The organism is Bradyrhizobium stylosanthis (assembly GCF_001641335.1).
GTDB lineage: Bacteria > Pseudomonadota > Alphaproteobacteria > Rhizobiales > Xanthobacteraceae > Bradyrhizobium > Bradyrhizobium stylosanthis.
Window position 1 is genome coordinate 842320 of sequence record NZ_LVEM01000002.1, and the last position, 25234, is coordinate 867553.

At 65.0% G+C, this 25234-nt stretch carries 25 protein-coding genes; 12 read left to right on the plus strand and 13 right to left on the minus strand.

Annotated elements, in window-relative coordinates:
- Positions 1-133 precede the first annotated feature (133 nt).
- Positions 134-628, minus strand: a complete 495-nt coding sequence (locus A7X65_RS15875) for a MarR family winged helix-turn-helix transcriptional regulator (protein WP_063686326.1) — start codon at positions 626-628, stop codon at positions 134-136.
- A gap of 150 nt (positions 629-778) precedes the next feature.
- On the opposite strand from A7X65_RS15875, the gene A7X65_RS15880 reads away from it, so the two are divergent.
- Positions 779-2626 (plus strand): feruloyl-CoA synthase, encoded by a 1848-nt coding sequence (locus tag A7X65_RS15880; RefSeq protein ID WP_063687720.1) that lies wholly within the window; start codon positions 779-781, stop codon positions 2624-2626.
- 502 nt (positions 2627-3128) lie between these two features.
- On the opposite strand, the gene A7X65_RS15885 is transcribed toward A7X65_RS15880, so the two are convergent.
- Positions 3129-3635 (minus strand): MarR family winged helix-turn-helix transcriptional regulator, encoded by a 507-nt coding sequence (locus tag A7X65_RS15885; RefSeq protein ID WP_063686328.1) that lies wholly within the window; start codon positions 3633-3635, stop codon positions 3129-3131.
- An 83-nt stretch (positions 3636-3718) separates the two neighbouring features.
- On the opposite strand from A7X65_RS15885, the gene A7X65_RS15890 reads away from it, so the two are divergent.
- Genes A7X65_RS15890 through A7X65_RS15900 form a run of 3 tightly spaced genes read left to right on the plus strand, consistent with a single transcriptional unit; the run spans position 3719 to position 6525 of the window.
- Positions 3719-4927: a cytochrome P450 gene (locus A7X65_RS15890; RefSeq protein WP_063686329.1), complete on the plus strand. Its 1209-nt coding sequence runs from the start codon at positions 3719-3721 to the stop codon at positions 4925-4927.
- 12 nt (positions 4928-4939) lie between these two features.
- Positions 4940-5263, plus strand: a complete 324-nt coding sequence (locus tag A7X65_RS15895) for a 2Fe-2S iron-sulfur cluster-binding protein (protein WP_063686330.1) — start codon at positions 4940-4942, stop codon at positions 5261-5263.
- Between the two features lie 50 nt (positions 5264-5313).
- Positions 5314-6525 carry an ABC transporter substrate-binding protein gene (locus A7X65_RS15900; protein WP_063687721.1) on the plus strand — a complete coding sequence of 404 codons (1212 nt, stop codon included), beginning with the start codon at positions 5314-5316 and terminating at the stop codon, positions 6523-6525.
- 73 nt (positions 6526-6598) lie between these two features.
- On the opposite strand, the gene A7X65_RS15905 is transcribed toward A7X65_RS15900, so the two are convergent.
- Both A7X65_RS15905 and A7X65_RS15910 read right to left on the minus strand, forming a co-directional pair.
- The gene (locus A7X65_RS15905; protein WP_245323570.1) at positions 6599-7384 is read right to left on the minus strand and encodes an SPFH domain-containing protein; all 786 of its coding nucleotides are present in this window, start codon (positions 7382-7384) and stop codon (positions 6599-6601) included.
- A gap of 175 nt (positions 7385-7559) precedes the next feature.
- Positions 7560-8822, minus strand: coding sequence for an NAD(P)/FAD-dependent oxidoreductase (locus tag A7X65_RS15910; protein ID WP_063686331.1), 1263 nt, complete (start codon positions 8820-8822; stop codon positions 7560-7562).
- A gap of 299 nt (positions 8823-9121) precedes the next feature.
- Here A7X65_RS15910 and A7X65_RS15915 point away from each other — a divergent pair, with 299 nt between their 5' ends.
- Positions 9122-10294 (plus strand): ABC transporter substrate-binding protein, encoded by a 1173-nt coding sequence (locus A7X65_RS15915; protein ID WP_063686332.1) that lies wholly within the window; start codon positions 9122-9124, stop codon positions 10292-10294.
- A gap of 216 nt (positions 10295-10510) precedes the next feature.
- On the opposite strand, the gene A7X65_RS15920 is transcribed toward A7X65_RS15915, so the two are convergent.
- The 9 genes from A7X65_RS15920 to A7X65_RS41745 form a co-directional block, all read right to left on the minus strand.
- Complete coding sequence (locus A7X65_RS15920) at positions 10511-12382, minus strand: bifunctional sugar phosphate isomerase/epimerase/4-hydroxyphenylpyruvate dioxygenase family protein (RefSeq protein ID WP_063686333.1); 1872 nt, start codon at positions 12380-12382, stop codon at positions 10511-10513.
- Entirely contained in the window at positions 12379-13116 is a 738-nt protein-coding gene (locus A7X65_RS15925; RefSeq protein ID WP_063686334.1) for an ABC transporter ATP-binding protein, read from the minus strand. The genes A7X65_RS15920 and A7X65_RS15925 overlap by 4 nt, the downstream gene beginning before the upstream one ends.
- A gap of 10 nt (positions 13117-13126) precedes the next feature.
- Positions 13127-13870 (minus strand): ABC transporter ATP-binding protein, encoded by a 744-nt coding sequence (locus tag A7X65_RS15930; RefSeq protein WP_063686335.1) that lies wholly within the window; start codon positions 13868-13870, stop codon positions 13127-13129.
- Complete coding sequence (locus A7X65_RS15935) at positions 13867-14865, minus strand: branched-chain amino acid ABC transporter permease (RefSeq protein ID WP_063686336.1); 999 nt, start codon at positions 14863-14865, stop codon at positions 13867-13869. The genes A7X65_RS15930 and A7X65_RS15935 overlap by 4 nt, the downstream gene beginning before the upstream one ends.
- Positions 14862-15737, minus strand: a complete 876-nt coding sequence (locus A7X65_RS15940; protein WP_063686337.1) for a branched-chain amino acid ABC transporter permease — start codon at positions 15735-15737, stop codon at positions 14862-14864. Before A7X65_RS15940 ends, A7X65_RS15935 begins: the two co-directional genes overlap by 4 nt.
- A 180-nt stretch (positions 15738-15917) precedes the next feature.
- The gene (locus tag A7X65_RS15945; protein WP_063686338.1) at positions 15918-17048 is read right to left on the minus strand and encodes an ABC transporter substrate-binding protein; all 1131 of its coding nucleotides are present in this window, start codon (positions 17046-17048) and stop codon (positions 15918-15920) included.
- A 54-nt stretch (positions 17049-17102) separates the two neighbouring features.
- Positions 17103-17981 carry a shikimate dehydrogenase gene (locus tag A7X65_RS15950; RefSeq protein WP_063686339.1) on the minus strand — a complete coding sequence of 293 codons (879 nt, stop codon included), beginning with the start codon at positions 17979-17981 and terminating at the stop codon, positions 17103-17105.
- Between the two features lie 142 nt (positions 17982-18123).
- Positions 18124-19062, minus strand: a complete 939-nt coding sequence (locus A7X65_RS15955; protein ID WP_063686340.1) for a LysR family transcriptional regulator — start codon at positions 19060-19062, stop codon at positions 18124-18126.
- Positions 19063-19358: 296 nt separating this feature from the next.
- Complete coding sequence (locus A7X65_RS41745; protein ID WP_063686341.1) at positions 19359-19535, minus strand: hypothetical protein; 177 nt, start codon at positions 19533-19535, stop codon at positions 19359-19361.
- A 166-nt stretch (positions 19536-19701) separates the two neighbouring features.
- Between A7X65_RS41745 and A7X65_RS15965 the strand changes: the two genes are divergently transcribed.
- The 7 genes from A7X65_RS15965 to A7X65_RS15995 all read left to right on the plus strand — a co-directional run bounded on the left by A7X65_RS15965 (position 19702) and on the right by A7X65_RS15995 (position 25193).
- Positions 19702-20430, plus strand: a complete 729-nt coding sequence (locus tag A7X65_RS15965) for a helix-turn-helix transcriptional regulator (protein ID WP_063686342.1) — start codon at positions 19702-19704, stop codon at positions 20428-20430.
- Positions 20431-20513: 83 nt separating this feature from the next.
- On the plus strand, positions 20514-21173 hold the full coding sequence (locus A7X65_RS15970) for an acyl-homoserine-lactone synthase (protein ID WP_063686343.1): 660 nt from the start codon (positions 20514-20516) through the stop codon (positions 21171-21173).
- Position 21174: 1 nt separating this feature from the next.
- Positions 21175-21393, plus strand: coding sequence for a hypothetical protein (locus tag A7X65_RS15975; RefSeq protein WP_063686344.1), 219 nt, complete (start codon positions 21175-21177; stop codon positions 21391-21393).
- Positions 21394-21868: 475 nt separating this feature from the next.
- Entirely contained in the window at positions 21869-22786 is a 918-nt protein-coding gene (locus A7X65_RS15980) for a branched-chain amino acid ABC transporter permease (RefSeq protein ID WP_028139755.1), read from the plus strand.
- A complete protein-coding gene (locus tag A7X65_RS15985) occupies positions 22783-23727 on the plus strand; it encodes a branched-chain amino acid ABC transporter permease (RefSeq protein ID WP_063686346.1) in 945 nt (314 codons plus the stop codon). The genes A7X65_RS15980 and A7X65_RS15985 overlap by 4 nt, the downstream gene beginning before the upstream one ends.
- Positions 23720-24487 (plus strand): ABC transporter ATP-binding protein, encoded by a 768-nt coding sequence (locus A7X65_RS15990; RefSeq protein ID WP_063686348.1) that lies wholly within the window; start codon positions 23720-23722, stop codon positions 24485-24487. The genes A7X65_RS15985 and A7X65_RS15990 overlap by 8 nt, the downstream gene beginning before the upstream one ends.
- On the plus strand, positions 24480-25193 hold the full coding sequence (locus A7X65_RS15995; protein WP_063686350.1) for an ABC transporter ATP-binding protein: 714 nt from the start codon (positions 24480-24482) through the stop codon (positions 25191-25193). The genes A7X65_RS15990 and A7X65_RS15995 overlap by 8 nt, the downstream gene beginning before the upstream one ends.
- Positions 25194-25234: the final 41 nt, after the last annotated feature.

Below are 25234 nucleotides of genomic sequence, written 5' to 3' on the forward strand. Positions count from 1 at the left end.
ACATTATCCGGGCAGCGCGGTCGCTCCGGATATTATCGTGAGATCATAGGCTTGAGCGATGCGCCGAGCAGCGGGCAGGCTATTGCGTCGGCGCCCGGTTCGGGGCATCTGCCCAAATCATGGGCAGGTGGGATCAGGTGAAGCCCGCGAGGATGCGAAGCAGCTGCTCCCGGTTCTCCTTGCCGATCCTGTCCTCGACATGCCGTTCGTGCTCGGCGGCCAACCGCTTGAACTTGGCCAGCGCCGTCTCGCCCTGGCTGGTGAGGTGCAGCGCGTGCGAGCGCCGGTCCGCCTTCGACTTGACCCGCTTGACGTATTTGCGCTGCTCGAGGCTGTCGAGCAGATGCACCAGGCGGGCGCGCTCGATGCCGAGGCGTTTCGCCACCGCCATCTGCGACAGGCCCGGATTGGCGCCGATCACCGTCAGCACCGAATATTGCGTCGGCCGGATGTCGACGTCGCCCAACGTCCTGATGAAGTCCTGGAAGATCCAGATCTGGAAGCGCCGCACCGCGTAGCCGGCATGGCCGACCAGGGCGTCCAGGCCGATCTCGTCGGCATCGGCCGGCCGCGCGGTGCCGTTGCCGGATCGTTTGCGCGGTCGCGTCTGGGCTGCGGTGGCTGTCAATTTGTCTCTCCTGCCGCGCAACCCTAGCGCCTCGACGGCCGGAGTGGAAGATTGTTGTTGACGACAACAATTGCAGTGGACGACATTATGGCCAAGGCAGCCCGGAACGAGGCTGCGTCCGATCCGGAACGTCCGGGCGAGGAGGAAACCATGGCGTCAGCCCCACGCGGCGATGCGTCAGATCTGTTCGCGGTGCCGAAAACCGTCGCCGAGCATCGCGCTGATGGCAGCATCGTGCTGCGCTCGTCCGAACCCTTGCGCGAGAGCGCGCGCTGCATCGGGGACTGGCTGGAGCATTTTGCGCGGCAGACGCCCGATACGATCTTCCTCGCCGAGCGTGACGGTGCCGATGCGCCCTGGGCTACCATGACCTATTCGGGTGCCTTGCGGCGGGTCCGTGCGGCCGCGTCGTGGATTCTGGCGCAGAAGCTCAGCGCGGAGCGTCCGGTCGTCATTCTCTCCGACAACAGCATCGATCACGCGCTGCTTGCGCTCGCCGCCCAGCATGTCGGCGTGCCCTCGGCCGCGATCTCGCCGGCCTATTCGTTGATGTCCAGGGATTTCGACAAGCTGAAAAGCATGATCGCGCTGCTTCAGCCCGGCGCGATCTATGTCTCCGCGACGAAGCCGTTCGCGGCGGCGCTCGCTGCGATCAGGCCGCTGCACAGCGCGCAGATCATCAGCGGCAATGCCGGCGATGCCGATGCGCTCGCTTTCCGCGCCATCGCGGCGACGCCGGAGACTCCCGATGTCGCATCGGCCTTCGCCGCCGTCACGCCTGAGACGATCGCAAAATTCCTGTTCACCTCGGGCTCGACCGGCACGCCGAAGGCGGTCATCAACACCCAGCGCATGCTGACCTCGAGCCAGCAGGCCAAGGCGCAGACCTGGACCTTCCTCGCGCAGGACCGCGACCTCGTCATCCTCGACTGGCTGCCCTGGAGCCACACCTTCGGCGCCAACCACAATTTCAACCTCGTGCTGCGCAACGGCGGCTCGCTCTACATCGACGGCGGCAAGCCTGCCCCCGGCCTGTTTGCGACGTCGCTCGCCAATCTGAAGAGCGTGATGCCGACGGTCTATTTCAACGTGCCGCGCGGCTTCGACATGCTGATCGCGGCATTGCGCGGCGACGAGGAGTTGCGCCGACGTTTCTTCAGCGAGGTGAAATTCGCCTTCTATGCCGGCGCGGCGCTGCCGCAGAACCTCTGGGATGCGCTCGAGCAGCTTTCCATCGAGACCGTCGGCCGTGCGCTGCCGATGGTCTCGGCGTGGGGTTCGACCGAAACCTCGCCGCTGGCGACCGACTGCCATTTCCTCGCCGAACGCTCCGGCAATATCGGTGTGCCGATTCCCGGCACCGAGCTGAAGCTGGTTACCTCAGGCGACAAGCTGGAGGTGCGCGTGCGCGGTCCGAACGTCACGCCGGGCTATTGGAAGGCGCCCGAGTTGACGAAGCAGGCGTTCGACGAGGAGGGATTTTATCTCATCGGCGATGCGGTGAAGCTTGCCGATGGCGCGCGGCCGGAGCGCGGGCTGTTCTTCGACGGCCGCGTCGCCGAGGACTTCAAGCTCAATTCCGGCACCTGGGTCAGCGTCAGCACGCTGCGTGTCGCCGGCATCGCCGCGCTGGCGCCACTGGCGCAGGACATCGTCGTGGCGGGGCACGGCGGCGACGAGGTGCGCTTCCTCGTATTCCCGAACATTGCCGCCTGCCGCGCCCATACCGGTCTGCCCGAGACGGCGGCCGTGGTCGATGTGCTGGCCCATGCCAAAGTCCGCAGCGCCATCGCGCAGGGCCTGGTAAAGCTGAAGCAGCAGGGCGCGAACTCCTCCGGCCACGCCACGCGCGCCCTGCTGCTGGCCGAGCCGCCATCGGTGGACGACGGCGAGATCACCGACAAGGGCTACATCAACCAGCGCGCCGTGCTGACGCGACGGGCGGATGCGGTGGCGCGGTTGAATGACGATGCGTCGGGGGAGTGGGTGGGGCTCTAACGAGTAAAGCACCTCTCGCCGCATTGACTCGTCTCGTGCCTCAGACGCAGCGCAGCACGTAAGTGATGCGCTGCAGAGCCGGGGCCCATCCTTCAAACTGCACGAAGCCGCATGGGTCCCGGCTCTGCGCAGCAGCGCTTCACGCTGCAGCGCGTCCGGGACGCGAGAGCCCTTTGGTTGGGCGCATCTGTTTCCATACCTTCATTGCGAGCGCAGCGAAGCAATCCGGTCTCATTCTGCTGAGGGATTCCGGATTGCTTCGTCGCTTTGCTCCTCGCAATGACGGGGCTCCCCCGATACGCCAGCCATCCTGTCGCAATATCCTGCCGATTCTTTTGTTGCCTAAGCAACTAATTTATGCGAACCGTTCCAGACAGAGACGACGGCGGGCGAACCGCTGCGTCCGATCCTGGAGGAAACGATGCTCGGCAGGAATGGCGCCGCGGGCAAGCGCTGGCGCATGCCCGGCAATGCCGGCGCGACGCATGCGCGGCGCGGCGCGTCAAGTGTAGCTGCTGTCCGTCACGGCGCCGAGATTCTCGTGCAGCCGGCGCAGCAGGTCGATCAGCACCTCGCGCTCGTCCTTGCTGAGGCAGGACAGCAGTCGCCGCTCGCGCTCGAACGCCGCCACGATCACCTTGTCATGCGTGGCGCGGCCTCTTGCGGTCAGCGAGATCGAATGGGTGCGGCCGTCGTTGGGGTCGGTGCGGATCGAGACCAGCCCGCGCTTCTCCAGGCCCGCGAGCGTCCGGCTCACGGGGCCCTTGTCGAAGCCGATGACGTGACAGATGCGCGAGGCCGGAATGCCGGGCTCGATCGCCAGCAGCGACATGATCCGCCATTCCGTCACGTTGACGCCGAACTGCTTCTGATAGAACGCGGTGGCGCTGTTCGACAGCTTGTTGGCGATGAAGGTGACGAACGCCGGGACGTAACGGTCGAGATCGAGCGTCGGTCCCGCATCCGTGGGCGCGGGCTTTTGGCGGGCTCTGGTCGAAGACGGCGGCATATCGGGTTTCTGACTCGCGGCGTGCCCGCAGACCTAAGGGCATGCGCCGCCCTTTCACAAGATCAAAATGAGGGAGGACTTCAATGAGCGCACCCGGCTCCGCCGTATCGGGCGTCCCGCATCTCGACGTCGATCCCTTCGACATGACATTTTTCGCCGACCCCTATCCCACGCATGAGCGGCTGCGGGAGGCGGGGCCGGTGGTCTATCTCGACAAATGGAAGGTCTACGGCGTGGCACGCTATGCCGAGGTCCATGCCGTGCTGAACGATCCCGCCACCTTCTGCTCCAGCCGCGGCGTCGGCCTGTCCGATTTCAAGAAGGAAACGCCGTGGCGGCCGCCGAGCCTGATCCTGGAGGCCGATCCCCCCGCGCATACCCGCACCCGAGCCGTGCTGTCGAAGGTGCTGTCGCCGACCGTGATGAAGCAGGTGCGCGACCGCTTTGCGGCGGCGGCCGAGGAGCGGGTGGACGCGCTGATCGACAAGCGCAGTTTCGATGCGATCACGGACCTTGCGGAAGCTTATCCGCTGTCGATCTTCCCGGATGCGCTTGGTCTGAAAGCCGAGGGCCGCGAGCATCTCATTCCCTATGCGAGCGTCGTGTTCAACGCGTTCGGCCCGCCCAACCAGCTCCGCCAGGAGGCGATCGAACGCTCGATGCCGCACCAGGCCTATGTCGCCGAGCAATGCCAGCGCGACAACCTTGCGCCCGGCGGTTTCGGCGCCTGCATTCACGCGCAGGTCGACGAGGGTGCCATCACGGCCGCCGAGGCGCCGCTCTTGGTTCGCTCGCTGCTGTCGGCGGGTCTCGACACCACCGTCAACGGCATCGGGGCGGCGGTCTATTGTCTCGCCCGGTTTCCCGATCAGTGGCAGCGCCTGCGCAACGATCTCTCGCTGGGGCGCGGCGCCTTCGAGGAGGCGGTGCGCTTCGAGAGCCCGGTGCAGACCTTCTTCCGCACCACCACGCGCGAGGTAGAGCTGTCAGGCGCTCACATCGGCGAGGGCGAGAAGGTGCTGATGTTCCTCGCCGCCGCCAATCGCGATCCCAGGCGCTGGGACAGCCCCGACAGCTACGACATCACCCGCCGCACCTCCGGCCATGTCGGCTTCGGCTCCGGCATCCACATGTGCGTCGGCCAGCTTGTCGCGCGCCTCGAAGGCGAGGTGATGCTGACGGCGCTGGCGCGCCGCATCGCGAAGATCGAGATCACGGGCGAGCCGAAGCGCCGCTTCAACAACACGCTGCGCGGGCTCGACAGCCTGCCTGTCACCATCACCCCGGCCTGACGAGGAGCCTTGATGCCCGCCATCACCTTCATTCATCCCGACGGCAAGTCCGACCGCGTCGAGACCTCGGGCGGCGAGAGCGCCATGCAGGCTGCGACCCGTCTCGGCCTCGACGGCATCCTGGCCGAATGCGGCGGCAATGCCATGTGCGCGACCTGCCACGTCTATGTCGACGAGAGCTGGGTCGCGCGCCTGCCGGCTGTCGCCGATGACGAGGACGCGCTGCTCGACGGAACCGCCGCCGAGCGGCTGCCGAACAGCCGGCTGTCCTGCCAGATCCATATCACGCCCGAACTCGACGGGCTGGTGCTGCGGCTGCCGGAGCGGCAGGTCTGAATTTCGATGTGCCGGCAACGACCGGCAGCCAACAAACAGGGGAGGGAATGATGAAGCATCTGAAATGGACGCTCGCGCTGGCCGCGAGCCTGGTCACCGGCGCGGCGAGCGCGGAGATCTCGGACAACGTCGTGCGCGTCGGCGTGCTCAACGACATCTCCGGCATCTTCCAGGACACCAATGGCATGGGCTCGGTCGAGGCCGCGCGCATGGCGGCGGAGGATTTCAACGGCGGCGGCAAGGGCATCAAGGTCGAGATCGTCTATGCCGATCACCAGAACAAGGCCGACGTCGGCAATGCCATCGCGCGCAAATGGCTCGACGTCGAGGGCGTCGATGCCATCGTCGACGTGCCGAACTCGGCGGTCGGCCTGTCCATCAACACGCTGCTGCGCGACAGCCGCATGACCTTCCTGGCGTCGTCCACCGCAAGCTCCGATCTCACTGGCAAGGCCTGCTCGCCCAACACCATCCAGTGGGTCAACGACGCCTGGGCGACCGGCAACACCACCGCAGCGGCGATGATGTCGCGCGGCGGCAAGGACTGGTATTTCCTCACGGTCGACTACGCGCTCGGCAAGGGCATCGAGGCGGAGGCGCAGAAATACATCGAGGGTCACGGCGGCAAGGTGCTGGGCTCCTCGAAGCATCCGCTCGGCACGTCGGACTTCGCCTCGTTCCTGCTGCAGGCCCAGAGCTCGAAGGCGCAGGTGATTGGCCTTGCCAATGCCGGCGGCGACACCATCAACGCGGTGAAGCAGGCTGCCGAGTTCGGCATCCAGCAGAGCGGGCAGAAACTCGTCGCCTTCCTGCTCTTCATCAACGATGTCCACGGCATGGGCATCAAGGTCGCGCAGGGCCTCCAGCTCATGGAAGCCTTCTACTGGGACATGAACGACGACACCCGCGCCTTCGCAAAACGCTTCGCAGCGCGGCCGGGCATGAACGGCAAGATGCCGAGCGGAAACCAGGCTGGCGTCTATGCCTCCACGCTCGCCTATCTCAACGCGGTTGCCGCCACCGGCAGCGACAATGCAAAGGACGCCGTGCCCGAGATGAAGAAGTTCAAAGGCAAGGACAAGCTGTTCGGCGACACCACGATCCGGCAGGACGGCCGGGTCGTGCATCCCATGTACCTGTTCGAGGTGAAGAAGCCGGAGGATTCGAAATACCCGTACGACTATTACAAGCTGGTCTCGACGATTCCCGCGGACCAGGCCTTCCGGCCCCTGGCTGAAGGCGGGTGCGAGCTGGTGAAGTAGAGGGAGCGAAGGGCTCCGCTGCACCCTCTCCCCTGGGGAACGGGGAGAGGGTGAGCAGCAGTTGCTGCTCTCTTCACCGCTTCGCGGCCATGTCCGCAATTCCTTTCGCCATCGAGACGAACTCGCTCGGCATCATCACCAGTGTCATGGTGTTCTGCTCGGCGCCGACCTCGGTGATCATCTGCATGCGGCGCAGCTCGAGGCCCGCGGGGTTCTGCATGATCACCTCGGCGGCCTGACGGAGCTGCTCGGCGGCGTCGAGCTCGGCTTCGGCCTTGATCAGGCGGGCGCGCTTCTCGCGCAGGGCTTCGGCCTCTTGCGCCAGTGCGCGCTGCATGCTTGGCGGAATCTCCACGCTTTTCATCTGCACCAGCTCGACCTTGACGCCCCAAGGCTCGGTGGTCGTGTCGATTGCCTTCTGCATGACCTCGGCGATGGTGTCCTGCGCTTTCAGGATCTCATCGAGCGTATGCTGTCCGAGCACGGCGCGCAGCGTCGTCAGCGAGACTTGCACGACTGCGTTGGAGACGGCCTTGACCTCCATGACCGCAAGCTCTGGATCGACGATACGATACCACACCACGGCGTCGACCTTGATCGGCACGTTGTCGCGCGTGATGCCTTCCTGCTGCTCGACATTCGCGGTGATGGTGCGCAAATCGAGCTTGGTCTGCCATTCGAGAAACTGCCAGACCAGGTAGAGGCCCGGGCCGGCGGTGCGGTTGAATTTGCCGAGCCGGAACACGACGCTGCGTTCGTATTGATTGGCGACGCGGATGCTTCCAATGAAATAGACGAGTACGGCAAAAGCGATAATGGTCAGATAAGGATGCGCGGCGACAAGCTCCATGATGAACATGGATGCCTCCTGTTATGAATTGCGCGGCGGATTAGGTGACGGCGATCCCGGCTTTCAAGGCCATAGGCTGCTTGCCGACGGGGATATTTTTTCGTCGTCAGCCACTTGACGATCTCAGTATGACGCCGCGATCAAGCTGTGCTTTGTGCCGTCCCGCGAGAGCAATAGCCCGCCCTTACACCACCTTGCTCGAGCCCTGCGTGATCAACCTCGCCGCGCGCTGGTCCCGGGAGTAGATCCAGAGCCAGCTCAGCGCCACGCTGAGGCGGTGGCGCAGGCCGATCAGGAAGTAGATGTGGGCGATGCCCCAGATCCACCATGCGATGGTGCCGCGCAGTTTGACCTTGCCGAAATCGATCACAGCGAGCCGCTTGCCGATCTGTGCAAGGCTGCCGGAGTGCTTGTAGCGGAACGCTCCCTTGTTCTCGCCGCGCAGTCGCGCCTTGATGGTCTCGGCGACATGGCGTCCCTGTTGCTTGGCCGCCGGCGCGATGCCGGGCACCGGCTTGCCGTCCCAGGCATTGATGTTGACGGTATCGCCGATCGCGAAAATCTCGGGATGTCCGGGAATGGTGAGATCGTCCTCCACCTGCACCCGCCCGGCGCGATCGCTGGGCGCGCCCAGCCATTCGGCTGCGGGCGAGGCGCGCACGCCGGCGGCCCAGATTCGTGTCTTGGCCTCGAGCAGCTCGCCGCCGTAAACGACCCCCTCGCGGTTGATCTCGGTGACGGCCTGTCCCAGCACGACCTCGACGCCGATCTTCTCCAGCGAGGCCTGCGCATAGGCCGACAGATCGTCCGGAAAGCCCGCGAGCACGCGCGGACCTGCCTCGATCAGCACGACGCGTGCCTTGTGGGTGTCGATGTTGCGGAAGTCGGCGGGCAGGGTGTGATGCGCCATCTCGGCGATGGTGCCGGCGAGCTCGACGCCGGTCGGGCCGGCGCCGACGATGACGAAGGTCAGGCGCGCGGCGCGCCGCTTCGGATCGGTCTCGCGCTCGGCGCGCTCGAAGGCCACCAGGATGTGCCGGCGCAGCGTGGTCGCGTCTTCCAGCGTCTTCAGGCCGGGCGCCCATGCCTCCCATTCGTCGTGGCCGAAATAGGCGTGGCGCGCGCCGGTGGCCAGCACCAGCGTGTCGTACGGCACCTCGCTGCCGTCGTCGATCAGCACGCAGCGCCGCTCGGCATCGACGCCGCTGACCGTCGCGAACAGCGTCGTCACCTCGCGGCGGTCACGCATGAGATGGCGGATCGGCCAGGCGATCTCGCTGGTCGCGAGCGATGCGGTCGCGACCTGGTAGAGCAGCGGCTGAAACAGATGATGGTTGCGGCGGTCGATCAGTGTGATCTCGACCGGCGCGCCCGCGAGGCGGTAGGTGGTCTCGAGGCCGCCGAAGCCGGCTCCGACGATGACGACGCGGTGGGGATTGGCGGCCATGATGCACCCTCGAATCTCGCTGCTGCTCACCTTCATTTAAGTGCGGATTGGCTGCCGTGGTCCAATAGTCGTCATCAATCGCCGCATAGGCCTGATGTATCGATCCGGCGCGAAAAAGCGCCGCAGGCTTGGCCGAAGTGAGTAGAATTATATTTCTTGCCATCCCCGATTGGGGCGAAATATGGTGCAGGGGCAGGCGCTGAGCCATTGGCGGCTCGACAGATTTTGCGTTCAATAGAGACAGGCCCGGGGCGGCGATCACCCCGTTTCCGGGACCAATAATAAGGAGGGGAGTGGTTATGAGGACGGCATTCTGGCTGGCGGGCGCTGCGGCGCTGGTGCTGGCGAGCCCGGCATTCGCCGGCGACACCATCAAGATCGGTTTCGTCTCGACCTTCAGCGGCCCGACCGCCGTGATCGGCAACGACATGCGCAACTCCTTCGAGCTCGCGCTCGACCATCTCGGCCGCAAGATGGGCGGCAAGCCGGTCGAGGTGATCTACGAGGACGACGGCCAGAAGCCCGATGTCGGCAAGCAGAAGACCGAGAAGCTGGTGCAGTCCGACAAGGTCGACTTCATCGTCGGCTATATCTGGTCGAACGTGCTGCTGGCCTCGCTCAAGACCGCGGTGGATTCCAAGACCTTCCTGGTCTCGGCCAATGCCGGTCCGTCGCAGCTCGCCGGCGAGCTGTGCAGCCCTTACGTTTTCTCGACCTCCTGGCAGAACGACCAGACGCCCGCCGCCATGGGCCTCTACATGAACCAGAAGGGCGTCAAGAGCGTGTTCCTGATCGGGCCGAACTACGCGGCCGGCAAGGACATGCTTGCGGGCGTGAAGAGCACCTTCAAGGGCGAGATCAAGGGCGAGGAATACACGGTCTGGCCGAGCCAGCTCGACTTCTCCGCCGAGCTCTCCAAGGCCCGCGCCTCGGGCGCCGAGTCGATCTTCGTGTTCTACCCCGGTGCGGCCGGCGTGCAGTTCCTCAATCAATATGCGCAGGCCGGCCTGAAGAGCACGATGCCGCTCTACACCGCCTTCACCGTCGACGAGCTGTCGCTGCCGCTGCAGAAGGAGAACGCGTTAGGGGTTCCCGGCGCGCAGGAATGGGTCAACGACCTCCCCAACGAGCAGAACAAGCGCTTCGTCGCCGACTACCGCAAGAAGTACACCAACCTGCGCCCGACCTATTACGGCGCGCAGTCCTATGACGCGGCCCAGCTCATCAACAGCGCCGTGGTCGCGGTGAAGGGCGACACCAGCAAGAAGGACGAGATGAAGGCCGAGATGGAGAAGGCCAACTTCAAGTCGCTGCGCGGCGCGTTCAAGTACGGCAACAACCACATCCCCGTGCAGAGCTTCTACCTGCAGGACGTGGTCAAGGATGCCGAGGGCCAGCTCGCGCTGAAGACCGTCGCCACCATCGTGGAGAACGACCAGGATCGCTTCCACGACAAGTGCGCGATGAAGTGAGGTCTTGCTTCTCCCTCTCCCCGCTTGCGGGGAGAGGGGGTAGTTTCCGTGAGGACGGTTGCAGTTAGGCCCGTAGCTGTTTCCACACCGTCATTGCGAGCGTAGCGAAGCAATCCAGAATCTTTCCGCGGAGAGATCCTGGATTGCTTCGTCGCTTCGCTCCTCGCAATGACGATGTGGGTGGAGCTTTCCCCTCTCCCACAGAGGAGAGGGTGATCACACCCGCGGCATGCTCGCCGGGCGCACTTCGCGGGCCTGCGCTGCCAGCCTGATGCCGGCGTTTGCCGCGCCAAATCCCTGATAGTTCCTGCGCTCGACGATCTCGAAGAAGAAGCGCTCGTCGAAGATGTGGGTGTAGACCTGGAAGAACTCGCCGTCGCCTTCGCGGTCGTAGAGGATGTGGTTGGCGCGCAGCTGCGCCATCAGCTCGGGGGCGAGGTCGTATTTGGCTTCGATGTCGTCGTAATAGTTGTCGGGGATATCCAGGAAGTCCGCGCCGCGCTTGCGCATCTCGGCTACCGTCGCAAAGATGTCCCGGCACGAGAACGCGACGTGCTGCACGCCGGAGCCGAAGAACTCGGAGATGAAGCGCGCCGGCAGGGTGCGGTTGGCGGAAGAGCCGTTGAGCACGAAACGCAGGCTCTGGTCGGCGTTGATGATGGCCTGGCTCTGCACGAGCCCCCGGGGATCGGCGATCTCCATCTGCGGCAGCCGCTTCAGGTCGAGGATGCCGGTGTAGAACAACAGCCAGGACAGCATCTCGTCATAGGGCATCGACTGCGCGATGTGGTCGACGGCGAGCAGGGCATCCGTGCCTGCATCGCTTGCGACAGGCTCGAAATCGGTGTCCCAGTTCTTGCCGGCCTGATCGAGGAAATAAAGTAGGCTGCCGCCGACGCCGTGGATCGCGGGAATCTCGAGTTCGCCCGGCCCGACCGGCTGGTAGAAGGTGCGCGCCTTCAGCGTCTCGGCACGCTGCATGGCGAGTCCCGCATTGTCGACGTCGAGCGCGATGGCGCAGACGCCGGGGCCGTGGGTGACGTAGTGCGAATGCGCGAAGCCGTCGGTCTCGCAATTGATGACGATCTCGACCTTGCCCTGCGACCAGCGCTCCACCGCCTTGCTGCGGTGCTTGCCGGTCTTGCGAAAGCCGAGCTGCGAGAACAGGCGGGCGAGATCGCCGGCCTTTGTCTCGTTGACGGCGAACTCGATGAATCCCGTGCCGCCGCTCTTGGCCTTCGGCGCCAGCGGCTCGGCGGCAAATTTCGGCCAGTCCGGCGCGAGCTGGTCCTCCAACAGGATCAGCGAGCGCAGGCCGTCGACCGCGGTCTGCGCGGCCGAGCCGGCGCGGAACTGGTCGTTGAAGATCTCCAGCGACAGCGGCCCGGCATAGCCGGTCGCCGCGATCGCCTGCATGAACTCGCCGACAGGCAGGTCGCCCTGGCCGGGGAAGGAGCGGAAGTGTCGGCTCCACGACAGGATGTCGAGATCGAGCTTCGGCGCGTCCGCGAGCTGCACCAGGAAGATCTTGTCGCCGGGGATCGATGCCATGGCGCGGACCGGAAAGCCCGGCGCCAGCGCATGAAAGCTGTCGAGGATGACGCCGATGGCGGGGTGGTCGGCGCGCCGCACGATCTCCCAGGCGTCGCGATAGTCGTTGACGTGGCGGCCCCAGGCCAGCGCTTCGTAGCCGACACGAAGGCCCCGCTTGGCCGCGTGCTCGCCGAGCTCGCGAAAATCGTCCGCGGCGCGGTCGATGCCGCCGAGCGAGGCGGGCGACACGTTGGAGCAGATCAGCAGCAGGTCGGTGCCGAGCTCCTGCATCAGATCAAATTTACGCTCGGCGCGCGCGAAGTTGCGCGCACGCTGCGGCTCCGGCATGCCCTCGAAATCGCGGAACGGCTGGAACGCGCAGATTTTCAGGTTGAGATCGCCGCAGAGCCTGGCGATGTCGCGCGGGCCGGCGCCGAACGACAGCAGATCGTTCTCGAAGATCTCGACTTCGTCGAAGCCGGCGGCGGCGATGGCGCGGAGCTTTTCGTCGAGCGCCCCCGACAGGGAGACGGTCGCGATCGAGCGCTTGGTCATGCTGCGTTGTCCTCCATCGCGCCGCCCAGGAACAATTGTCCGATGCGGGGATCATTCAGAATGCGCTTGGCGTCGTCGACCATCCGGGTCTGGCCAAGCTCGAGCACGATGCCGATGTCGGAGATCTCCAGCGCCGATCGCGCGTTCTGCTCGATCATCAGGATGGTGACGCCGCGGTCGCGCAAGCTCTTGAGGATGTCGAAGGTCTGCTGCACCATCAGCGGCGAGAGCCCGATCGAGGGCTCGTCGATCAGCACGAGCTTGGGTTCGAGCAGCAGCGAGCGGGCGATCTCGAGCTGCTTCTGCTCGCCGCCTGACAGCGTCGAGGCCTGCTGGGTCGATTTGCGGCGCAGTGCCGGGAACAGGTCGAGGGCCGCCTCGATGCGGTTCGGCAGGTCGAGGCCCTTGCCGGCGGCGACGCCGCCGAGCTCGATGTTGTGCCGCACCGACAGCTCGGGAAAGATGTTGCGGCCCTGCGGCACGTAGCAGATGCCGGCATTGAGCAGTCCGCGCTGGCTCAAATTGGTGACGTCGCTGCCGGCAAAGCTGACCTTGCCCTCGCGCAGCTTCAGCAGGCCGAAGATCGCCTTGAACACGGTGGACTTGCCGGCGCCGTTCGGGCCGATGATGGTGGTGATGGTCGCCTGCGGCACGGCGAAACTGGTGCCGTTCAGGATCGTCATCTTGCCGTAGCCGCCGACGAGGTTGTGAACCGAGAGGATAGGATCGCTCATGGTTGCCTCCTCAATGCCCGAGATAGGCTTCGATCACGGCGGGGTTCTTGCGGACCTCGTCGGGCCGTCCCATCGCCAGCACCTTGCCTTCCGCCATCACCATCACCCGCGAGCACAGCGACATCACGAATTCCATGTTGTGCTCGATCACGACGAAGGTGGCGTTCTTCTCGCGGTTGATCGCGACCAGGCGCTCCTTCAGGTCCGCCAGCATCGACGGATTGACGCCGCCGGCGGGCTCGTCGAGCAGCACCAGGCGCGGTCCGCCCATGAAGGCCATGGCGGCGTCGAGCAATTTTTGCTGGCCATAGGAGAGGCCGCCGGCGGGCTCTTCGGCGAGATGATCGAGCTTGAAGAAGCCGATCATCTGGTTGGCGGCATCGGTCAGTCCGGCATCGGAGCGGCCGACCAGGCGCGAGGCCATGTTGCCCTGGTGCTCCTGCCCGGCGAGGATCAGGTTCTCGCGCACCGACAGCTTGGGGAAGACCTGCAGGAGCTGGAAGGTGCGGCTCACGCCGAGCTTGTTGAGCTCGGAGGGACGAAGCCCGGTGACGACCTGGCCGTCGAGCTTGACCTCGCCGCCCGATGGCGTGAGCTGGCCGAGGATGCAGTTGAACAGCGTGGACTTGCCGCAGCCGTTCGGACCGATCAGGCCGAGGATTTCGCCCTCCCGCACATCGAAAGAGACGCCGCTGACGGCGTGGATGCCGCCGAAGCTCTTCTTGATATCGGTGACTTCGAGGACCGCGCTCATTGCACCGTCTCCAGGCGCGACTTGGCGACGGCGCGCAGCGCGGAGGCCGCCTTGGTGCGCCGCGCGGCCATGTAGCGATCGAGGATTCCCAAAATGCCGGTCGGCGACCAGATCAGCAGCAGCATCACCGCGACCGCGTAGAGCATCAGGTAATAGCCTTCGGTGAAGCGCAGCCATTCCGGCAACAGCACCGCGATCATCGCGCCGAGGAACGGACCGAAATAGAAGCCGGCGCCACCGACGATCACCATCATCAGCAGGTCGAGCGAGAGCGACAGGTTGAATGGAACGGGATCGATATATTGCGTCAGCGGCGCATAGAGCGCGCCCGCGACGCCGCCGAGCGCCGAGCCGATCGCGAACGCCATCAGCGTATAGCGCCGCGTGTCGATGCCGAGCGATTGCGCACGCAGCGGGTTCTCGCGCAGCGCCATGAAGGCGCGGCCCCATGGCGAGCGGATCAGCCACCACACCGCCAGCGACACGATCGCGAGCGAGCCGAGGCAGACATAGTAGAACGGCAGCGGCTTGTTGGTGGCGATGCCGAAGATGTGCGGGCGCGGAATGTTGGAGATGCCGTAGATGCCGCCGGTCAGCCAGCTCTCGTTACGGAAGACGAGGAAGGCGAGGGTGGAGAACGCCAGCGTGACGAAGGCCAGATAATGGTGCTGCACGCGCAGCGCGGGATAGCCGAGCACCCAGCCGACCGCGAAGCTCAAGACGATCGCGACCAGGATCGCGGCGGGCAGCGGCCAGCCATGCGTGGTCATGATCGCGGCGGCATAAGCGCCGATGCCGACAAAGGCACCCTGCGCCAACGACACCTGGCCGGCATAGCCGAGCGTGAGGTTCAGCCCCATCGCGGCGATGCTCATCACCGCCCACTGGCTCAGGATGAACAGGCCGTAGCGGTTGAAGTTCATGGGGACGACGATCAGACCGGCGATGACGGCAAGGCCGAGCGCGATCTTCAGCGGTTTGGCGTAGCTGCTCATACCGTGCGCTCCTCGGCGCGGCCAAGCAGTCCTTGCGGCCGGAACAGGATGACGGCGATCAGGAAGATCATCGGCACGGCGGCGCGGTACTGCGTCGAGATGTAGGCGGCCGCGAGATTGTCGAGCACGCCGATCAGGAGGCCGCCGGCGATGGCGCCGCGCACCTGGTTGAAGCCGCCGACGATCGCCGCGATGAAGGCGGCCTGGCCGAGCACCTCGCCGGACGAGAATTTCGCGAGGTAAATCGGCGTGATCAGCAGCGAGGCGAGCGCGACCAGGAAGGCATTGATCAGGAAGGTCAGCAGGATCATGCGCTCGACCGGGACGCCGATGATCCGCGCCACCGTCGGGTTCTGCGCCGCGGCCTGCATCTGGTGGCCGAGCGAGGTGCGGTTCAGCAGCGTGGTCAGGCCGAGGACGGCGAGGATGGCGACGACGAGGACGCCGATGCTCTGCAGCGATACCGCGTGGCCGAGGATGGAGATGTCACCGGTCGGCACGATCGAGGGGAAGGGCGAGGCTTCTGCGCTGAAGAACTGCTTGACGGCTTCCTTGATGCCGATCGCGAGCGCCATGGTCGCGATCGCCAGCGGCAGCACGCCATGGCGCATCATCGGGTCGACCAGCAGCATCTTGAAGGCAAGGCCCAGCAGGATCATCGACAACAGGATGCCGAGGATGATCGCGAGCCAGAACGGCGCGCCGGCATGCATCGCCGCCAGCATCAGGAACGCCGGCAGCATCACGAACTCGCCTTGTGCGAAATTGATGGTCTGCGACGTCTGCCACAGCAGCGTGAAGCCGACCGCGACCAGCGCATAGATCGCGCCGGTGGCAAGTCCTGCGACCAGTAGATCGAACAGGTTGGACATGTTCCCCTCTTTCCTCTCCCCGCTCTATCGTCTCCCTCGCCCCGTGCTTACGGGGAGAGGGCGGGGGTGAGGGGCTTGTCTCCGCGAACTCAATTGTCACCGTGACTGCGGAAGCAACCCCTCACCCCAACCCTCTCCCCGCGAAGAGCGGGGCGAGGGAGAAGAAGAGCGAAGCCCGCCTCACTTCACTTTCGGCAGCACCTGCTTCACGACCTGCTTGCCTTCGACCACCTCGACCAGGAAGCTCTGGCGGTCGATGTCGCCGGTGTCGCTGAAGGTGACGTCCATCAGGATGCCCGGCTCGTCCGCGGCCTTGATGGTCAGGCCATGCAGCGTCTCGGCGAACTTCTTCGAGTCGACCTTGCCCATCTTCTCGGTGGTCGCCTTCACCATGTAGACGGCAAGGTAACCCTTCAGGCCGTTATGGTCGGGGACGTAATTGTACTTCTTCGAAAACTTCTCGCGGAACGCCTTGATCAGGTCGACCGGCGCGTCGGTGGTGAGGCCGACATGGCCGCGCGCGCCGTTGGCGGCATCGCCCGCGAGCTCGATCACCTTCTGGCCGATCAGCGTGGTCTCGCCCATCAGCGGCGCGGTGACACCCTGGCGCTTCAGCTCCTTCAGGATGCGCGCGCTCTCCTCCTCGTTGAGATAGACGAACACGGCGTCGGGATTGGCGGCCTTGATCTTGCCGACGTCGGCGGCGAAGTCGGCCTGGCCGGCTTCGGTCGAGAGATCGGCGACGACCTTGGAGCCGAGCCGGTCGAGCTCCTTGACGACGACGTCGCGTCCGCCGCGGCCGAAGTCGTTGTTGACCCAGACCACGGCGACCGTCTTCGCCTTCATGTCGTCGTGGATGTATTTTGCGACCTTCGGCATCGAGGATTGCTGGCCGAACGAGGTGCGGAACAGGAACTTGTTGCCGGCTTGCGTCAGCTCGGCGGCTTCGCCGCCCATGATCTGCGCGATGCCGGCTTCGGCCGCCAGCGGCGCCGTGACCTTCACGGAGCCGGAATAGCCGGGCCCGAGCAGCACGTAGGGCTCGGCGTCGAGCGCCTTCTGCACCTGGGCGCGGGCAACGCCCGGGTTGGATTGCGAGTCGGCATGCGTGACTTCGAGCTTGCGGCCGAGCACGCCGCCCTTGGCGTTGATCTCCTCGATCGCGAGGTCGATGCCGTTCTTCCAGTTGGTGCCGACGGTGGCGCCGCCGCCGGAGAGCTCGGCGACGTCGGCAAGCTTGATCGCCTGCGCGAACGCGCCCGTAGCAGTGATTGCCGTGAGCAGCGCGCCCACCAATAGCGTCGATTTCATCGTCCTCTCCTCCCGTTTCAATTTTACAAGCGGCCTTATGTCCGGCCGCTTCGGTTACGCTGACTGATAGGCTGCGCTTCGTGCCGCCATCACCTCGTCGAATGCCTGTCCCATGACCTCGGTCGATGGGGCAAGGCCCGTAAACAGTTCGAACGCATCGGCCGCCTGGTAGATCGCAAGCTCGCGCCCGGTCATGATCCGCGCGCCCTTGGCTCGCGCCGCCGCCAGCAAGGGCGTGATCAGCGGCGAATAGACGGCATCGGCGACCCACAGGTTTTCGCGCAGCAGCGAGGCCGGGACGGGGGTGTCCCGGTTCGGCAGCATGCCGACCGGCGTGCCGTTGACGAGGCCGGTTGCACCATCCAGCGCGTCTTCTACACTCCGGGCCACGCGCGCGCCGCCATGCGGTGCCAGCAGCGCGGCGAGCTTTTCGGCCCGCGCCGGCTCGCTGTCGAAGATGCGGAGATCAGCAACCTTCAGGCTCGCCAGCGCAAAGGCGATCGCCTTGCCGACGCCACCCGTGCCGATCACGGCGACCGCGTTGCCGGAGGGCGCCAGCAGGGGCGTAACGGCGCGCGCAAAGCCTGTCGTGTCGGTGTTGTGGCCGATCAGCCGGCCGTTCTTCACGACCACCGTGTTGACCGCCGCCATGGTGGCGGCCGTCGGCGCCAGTTCGTCGAGCAGCGGGACCACCGCCTCCTTATAGGGAAAGGTGACATTGGTGCCGGCAAAGCCGAGCCGCCGTACGCCTTCGAGCATCATCGCGAGACCGGCCGCGTCGGCGCCGGCGACCTCGATGAGCTGATAATGGCCGCGCAGGCCGAGCGCCTCGGCGGCGCGCTCATGCATGGCAGGGGAGGCGGAGTGCGCGATCGGCGCGCCGATCAGGCCGGTCAGCAGTTTTTTTGGTGTGGCGGGGCTGCGGCTCGACATGGTCCAGTATCGTCTCTCGATCGTCGCTGGGGCGCGTTGATATCAGGCCATTAGCGGAGAAATCCGCGCAATTCCAAGAGGGACGATAGCCTTTCCCTTGCCTAACACAATTACCCATTTATCGGGCAAACCTAACATAATGTTATTTCTTCCTTCCGCGCACTGCGGCGGCCTTGCCGTTGCCGCGGGACGGCTCGACCGCGCGCATCTCGGCGCGGAGCTGCTCGATGAAATATTCGACGTGGAGCGACAGCGGCGCGCCGCGCTTCACCGCGATATAGGTGTCGAACCGCGTCGGCTCGGTGATCTTCAACAGCTCGATGCCGGGATAGCCGCCATGGGCGACCGTGAACTGGTCGATGATGGCGATCCCGAGGCCCGCCTTGACCAGGGCGCAGACCGTGGTGCCGAAACGGGCACGGATGGTGATGTTGTAGTCGAGCCGGTGCCGCGCGAAGATCTCGGCCATGATCCGGCCGTAGGGGTCGTTGGGGTCGATGCCGATCAAGGGGTAGCGGGTGATCTCGGCGGCCGAGACCTGCTTGCGTCCGGCGAGCTCGTGACCTGGCGGCACGATGCAGTAGAGCTCGCCCGAGGCGAGCGGCATGAAGTCGAGTCCGGAATGCTCCAGCCGGTAGCTCATCGCGACGCACTCGCCGCGGCCGAGCAGGAGATAATCGATGGCCTCCTCGAGCTTGAGGATGTTGATGTCGATGCCGAGATCGGGATAGCGGCGGCGGACGCGCTCGATCGCCCGCGGCACCATCACCTGCGAGATGCTCGGGACCGAGCCGATGCGCAGCTCCGACAATCCGCCGCGGCCGATCTTGGAGATGATCTCGGAGAGATCGTCCACCTTCTTGTAGACGCCGTTGATCTGCTCGAAGATGTTCTCGGCTTCCGGGGTCGGGAAATAGCGACCGTTCTGGCGCTGGAAGAAGCGGATGCCGAGCGAGCGCTCGGTGTATTTGACGAGGCGGCTGATCCCCGGTGCCGACACGTTGAGCAGTTTTGCCGCGCCGCCAATGGTGCCCGTCACCATCACGGCACGGATCACTTCAACCTGGCGCAGCGTCATCATGGTTCCGGTATCCGAAATCGATTGCGACGGCGATCATCTCACGGGAGCCGTGATGTCATCCAGCGGCAAGTGTGTCAGACGATACAAATGGACGAGGTAAGCCACCCTCGTCCCGGACGCGCTGCAGCGTGCTACGCGTCGTCGAAGCGACGCTGCGCTGCATCCGGGGCACGAGAGCGTGGCCGGAGAGAACGGAAAGTAACTTCGCTGTCAGATTGTTTCGACTAATATCAGCCCGTTCGAATTGCAGTGCTGCGACGCTGCGCGATGTGCTTCATCGGCGTTTTGGCTGCGCTCTAGCTGGCCGGGCCCTCGGGCAAGACGCTGTCCGCGACGTCCGCGCGCTCGCTCTGCAGTACCTCGCGCGCGAACTCGATGATCTTCTGCTTGTTTGCCGTTTCGCGGACGGCGAAAAACACGCGGTTCAATTCCAGGCCGAGCACGCTGTTGAGGGCGATGTTCTCGTCGTCCATCGTGGTTTTCCCGCTTCGTACGTCACAGGTGTAACTTGACGTCACTTCTTCCACAAGTAGATTAAGGCTTCAGAGCAGGCGGTTACCGGTAAACTACGGGACCAGCGAATTGAGGCAGTCCCCAAATACGTGCTATACCCGACGGCGTGGGTCAGGAAACGCACCGATGTCCGCCGTAGACTATGGCCGGGAGGCGCTCGACTTCATCGAAAGCCTGGGGACTTATCGCAAGGTCCCGGACGCGATGAATGCGCTTGAATCGGCCTTCGGTCGCTTCGGCTTCGAAACCATCATCGTGACGGGCCTGCCCAATCCCGATCAGCGCTTCGCGCAGATGGTGCTCGCCAAACGCTGGCCTGCGGGCTGGTTCAACCTCTACACCCAGAACAATTACGACCGCGTCGATCCGGTGGTGCGGCTGTGCCGGCAATCGGTCAACCCGTTCGAGTGGTCGGAAGCCCCCTATGATGCCGAGCTCGAGCCCGATGCGGCCGAGGTGATGAACCGCGCCGGCGATTTTCGCATGTCGCGCGGCTTCATCGTGCCGATCCATGGACTCACCGGCTATGAAGCCGCGGTGTCGCTCGGCGGCGTCCATCTCGATCTCAATCCCCGCAGCAAGCCGGCGCTGCACCTGATGGCGATGTACGGCTTCGACCACATCCGCCGCCTGCTCCAGCCGACGCCGTATCCATCGACGCGTCTGACCCCGCGCGAGCGCGAGGTGATCTCGTGGGCCTCGCAGGGCAAGTCGGCCTGGGAGATCGGCGAGATACTGCACATCACGCAGCGCACTGCCGAAGAGCATCTTGCAACCGCCGCGCGCAAGCTCGGTGCCGTCAACCGCACGCATGCGGTTGCGCTGGCGATACGGAACAAGATCATCAATCCGTAAGCGCCGTACTGGGAAATTTCCCAATATCGAACCTGCGCCTTTTGGCAGATTCTTTCCCCCATTGAGGCTGAATGGGGGTTTTCATGATTCACGCAATTTCCGCGGTCAATCGCCACCTTTACGAGGACGTCCTCGAACAGCATTTCAGGCTGCGCCACGACATCTTCGTCGAGGAACGGCGCTGGGAGACGCTGCGCCGGCCGGATGGCCGCGAGATCGATTCCTATGACGACGAGGACACCGTCTATCTGCTCGCGCTGGAGGGCCGGCGCGTCGTGGGCGGTCATCGTCTCTACCCGACCACCAAGCCTTCAATGATGAGCGAGGTGTTTCCGCACCTTGCAGCGGTTCGCGGCTGCCCCGCGGATCCCCTGGTCTGGGAGTGGTCGCGCTACTTCGTCGTTCGCGACCGCCGCGACGGCGCGCTCAACTTGCAACTGATGGCGGCGGTGCAGGAGTTCTGCCTCAATCAGGGAATCGCACAGGTCAGCGCGATCATGGAAACCTGGTGGCTGCCGCGCTTCCACGAAGCCGGCTTCGTCGTGACGCCGCTCGGCCTGCCGGAGCTGGTGGAGAATGCGTGGACCATGGCGGCCACCATCGACATTCGCCGGGAGACGCTCGATGTCCTGCATGATCGCATCGGCATGGCTTCCGTCGTGCAACAGGACGGCCCGCGTCTGGACGCCGTCGCCCGTGCCAACCTCTGCGGTCTTGCTGCCGCGCAACGAAAGAGCGCCTGAAATGTCGAACATGATGCGGGACAGCCAGATCATGGCGCAAATCAAGGACGAGAATCTCGGCTACATGTCCGACATGGCGCTCGAGCTCGCACAGATGGCGGACGACTCGGGCCTGACGACGCTCGCCTATCTGTTCCGGATGGCGGCGTTGGAGGCCTCGACGGCCAACACCGTGCTCGCCGAGCCGGACGACCTTCCCCACCAGATGACGTCGCACTAGACGCATCCCTTCTGACATTGCAGCGAACTTCACGCCCTCTCCCCGGCAACGGGGGGAGGGTAAACGTCTATGAGCATTCACAAGAGGTCGTCATGCCCGGGCTTGTCCCAGGCATCCACGGTCTTCGCTGCGGCTCGGCGAGACGTGGATGGCCGGGCCACGCCCGGCCATGACGTCGTGGAGGTTGTCAGCGCTCGAGCTCTCAGGTCCGAAGCGATCGCCTCGTCGTGGCAGCAGATGATCGTTCGGGTGCGGCAGGTTGACCCATGCTGCGCGGCAACCTTCTTGCAAGGGCGATATCGATCGCATGCACTGGCATGCAACAAAGTGCATGTTTGGTGTCGAATCGCTCTTGCCTCGGAACGATACTGCCATTACCCATTTTTCCGCCTTGATGAGGCAGGGGGAGCTCTTTCACTGATGGCGACTGTGTTCGAACATCGGCGCGCGTCCGTATGCGCCTGAAAGAGTCTTGATGCTGCTCGTCGTCGAACAGTTCCTGAACGGATTGCAGTTCGGCCTGCTGCTGTTCCTGCTCGCCGCCGGCCTCACGCTGGTGTTCGGGATCATGGATCTCGTCAACCTCGCGCACGGCTCGCTCTACATGATGGGCGCCTATTTCGCCGCGACCTTCGCGGCCTGGACCGGCAGCTTCCTGCTCGGCGCGCTGATGGCACTCGGTGCCACGCTGGTGCTCGGCATCGTGCTCGAAATGTCGGCGCTCAGGCATCTCTACGGCCGCGACCATCTCGACCATGTGCTCGCGACCTTCGGCCTGATCCTGTTCTTCAATGAAGCCGTGCGGCTGATCTGGGGCCCTGCCGGCCTTGCGCTGCCGCTGCCGGCCTGGCTCACCGTGCCGGTGCCGATCCTGCCCGGCATTCACTATCCCGCCTATCGCCTCGCCATCATCGTCGTGGCGCTGCTGGTTGCGCTCCTGCTCTATCTCGGCGTGATGCGCACGCGCATCGGCATGCTGATCCGCGCCGGCGCCTCCAACCGCGAGATGATCGGCGCGCTCGGCATCAACATCAAGCTGCTCTACACGCTGGTGTTCGGCCTCGGCGCTGCGCTCGCCGGCCTTGCCGGCCTGATGCAGGCGCCGATCCTCACCGTGCAGATCGGCATGGGCGAGAACATCCTCATCCTCGCCTTCGTCATCATCGTGATCGGCGGCATCGGGTCGATCCGAGGCGCGTTCCTCGCCGCGATCTTCGTCGGCATGATCGACACGCTCGGCCGCGCCTTCCTGCCGAACCTGCTGCGGCAGGTGCTGAGCGGTGCCGCGGCCTCCACCGCCGCGCCCGCGCTGTCCTCCATGTTGATCTACCTCTTGATGGCGATCGTGCTGGTGGTGCGGCCGGAGGGGCTGTTTCCGGCCAACCGTCGATGAAGGCTTTGAGCGTGAGCAAGGCCGTCTCGGCCCTGATGCTGGCGGGCCTCGTGCTGCTGCCGCTCTATTCGCAGCTGTCCGGCAACGTCTTCATCCTGACGCTGTTCACCCGCATCGTCATCCTGGCGCTCGCGGCGGCGAGCCTCAACCTCATCATGGGCTTCGGCGGTATGATGAGCTTCGGCCACGCCGCCTATCTCGGCATCGGCGGCTATGCGGTCGGCATGCTGGCGCAGGAAGGCGTGGGCTCAGGCTGGATCCAGTTTCCGGTCGCGCTCGCGGCCTCCGCGATCTATGCGCTCGTGATCGGCGCGCTGTCGCTTCGCACCCGCGGCGTCTATTTCATCATGATCACGCTGGCCTTCGCGCAGATGGCCTATTACGTCGCTTCGGGCCTTGCGCGCTACGGCGGCGATGACGGCCTCACCGTCTACAAGCGCAGCGACTTCTCCGGGCTGATCAACCTGTCGGACCGCACGCAGTTCTATTATCTCTGCCTCGCCTGCCTGTTCGGCGTCATGCTGCTGATCTGGCGCATCGTCAACTCGCGCTTCGGCCTCGTGGTGCAGGGCCTGCGTTCCAACGAGCAGCGCATGCAGGCGATCGGCTTCCCCGCCAAGCGCTACCAGCTGGTCTGCTTCGTCATATCAGGGACGATGTGCGGCCTTGCCGGTGCGCTGCTCGCCAACAACACCGATTTCGTCAGCCCGGCCGTGATGTACTGGACCCGCTCCGGCGACCTCATGGTGATGGTGATCCTGGGCGGCATGGGCACGCTGTTCGGCCCCGTCATGGGCGCGGTGGTGTTCCTGCTGCTGGAAGAATTCCTGTCGCAGATCACCGAATACTGGGCGCTGATCATGGGGCCGCTGCTGTTGCTGATCGTGCTGTTCGGACGCGGCGGCATCATGGGCGTGCTCGGGAGGGCTGGCCGTGGCTGAACCCTTGCTCCGCGTCGAAAAGCTGGTGCGCCGCTTCGGCGGCATCGTTGCGACCGACAACGTCTCGCTCGACGTCGCCAGCGGCGAGCTGCACGCCATCATCGGCCCGAACGGCGCCGGCAAGACCACGCTGATCAGCCAGCTCACCGGGCATCTCGAGCCGCATTCCGGCAGCGTCTCGCTGGCGGGACGCGACATCACATACCTGCCGGCCTATCGCCGCTGCGCGCTGGGCCTTGCCCGCTCGTTCCAGATCACCTCGCTGCTGCTCGACTTCACCGCCGCCGACAATGTCGCGCTGGCGGCGCAGGCGCATGCCGGCACCTCGTTCCGCTTCTTCGCCAACGCGCGCAAGGAAAAGGGCCTGCGCGATGCCGCCCACGCCGCGCTCGACCGTGTCGGTCTCGCTCATCGCGCCGATGTGCCGGTGTCGAAGCTCAGCCATGGCGAGCGGCGCCAGATCGAGCTTGCGGTCGCACTCGCGAGCAAGCCGAAATTGCTGCTGCTTGACGAGCCGATGGCCGGTCTCGGCGTCACCGAATCCCAGGGCATGGTGAAGCTGCTGCAGGAGCTGCGCAAAGAGGTCTCGATCGTGCTGGTCGAGCACGACATGCCCGCGGTGTTCGCGCTCGCCGACCGCATCTCGGTGCTGGTCTATGGTCGCGTCATTGCGTCGGGCGATCCGGCCGCGATCCGTGCCAACGACGAGGTCAAGCGCGCCTATCTCGGCGATCAGCATGTGGTGACGCATCATGGCTGACACGCTGCTCGAGGTCGACGGCATCGAGACCTGCTACGGCCTCTCCCAGGTGCTGTTCGGCCTGTCGCTGTCGATCCGGCCGGGCGAGATGGTCTCGCTGATGGGCCGCAACGGCATGGGCAAGACCACCACCATCCGCTCCATCATGGGCCTGACGCCGGCGCGCGCGGGCACGATCAGCTTTGCGGGCACCGAGGTGCGCCAGCTTCCGTCGTACCGGATCGCCAAGCTCGGCGTCGGCTTGGTCCCTGAGGGACGGCAGATCTTCCCGAACCTCACGGTGCGCGAGAATCTGGTCGCGGCGGCGGCCGACCGCTTCGGCAGCAGCAATCCCTGGACGCTGGCTGCGATCTATTCCCTGTTTCCGCGGCTTGCCGAGCGCGCGGCCAACATGGGCAACCAGCTCTCGGGCGGCGAGCAGCAGATGCTTGCGATCGGCCGCGCGCTGATGACCAATCCGAAGCTGCTGATCCTGGATGAAGCGACCGAAGGCCTCGCGCCGCTGATCCGCGAAGAGATCTGGAACTGCCTGTCGCTGCTCAAGAGCCGCGGCCAGTCAATTCTCGTCGTCGACAAGAACGTCGACCACCTCGCCCGCATCTGCGACCGCCATTACATCATCGAGCGCGGCAAGACGGTATGGAGCGGCACCTCCAGCGAGCTGATGGCCGAGCCGGATCTGCAGCACAAATATCTCGGGATTTAGCGGTCTCGAAGAGTGAGACGGGCAGCGGTATGCTGGCGCCT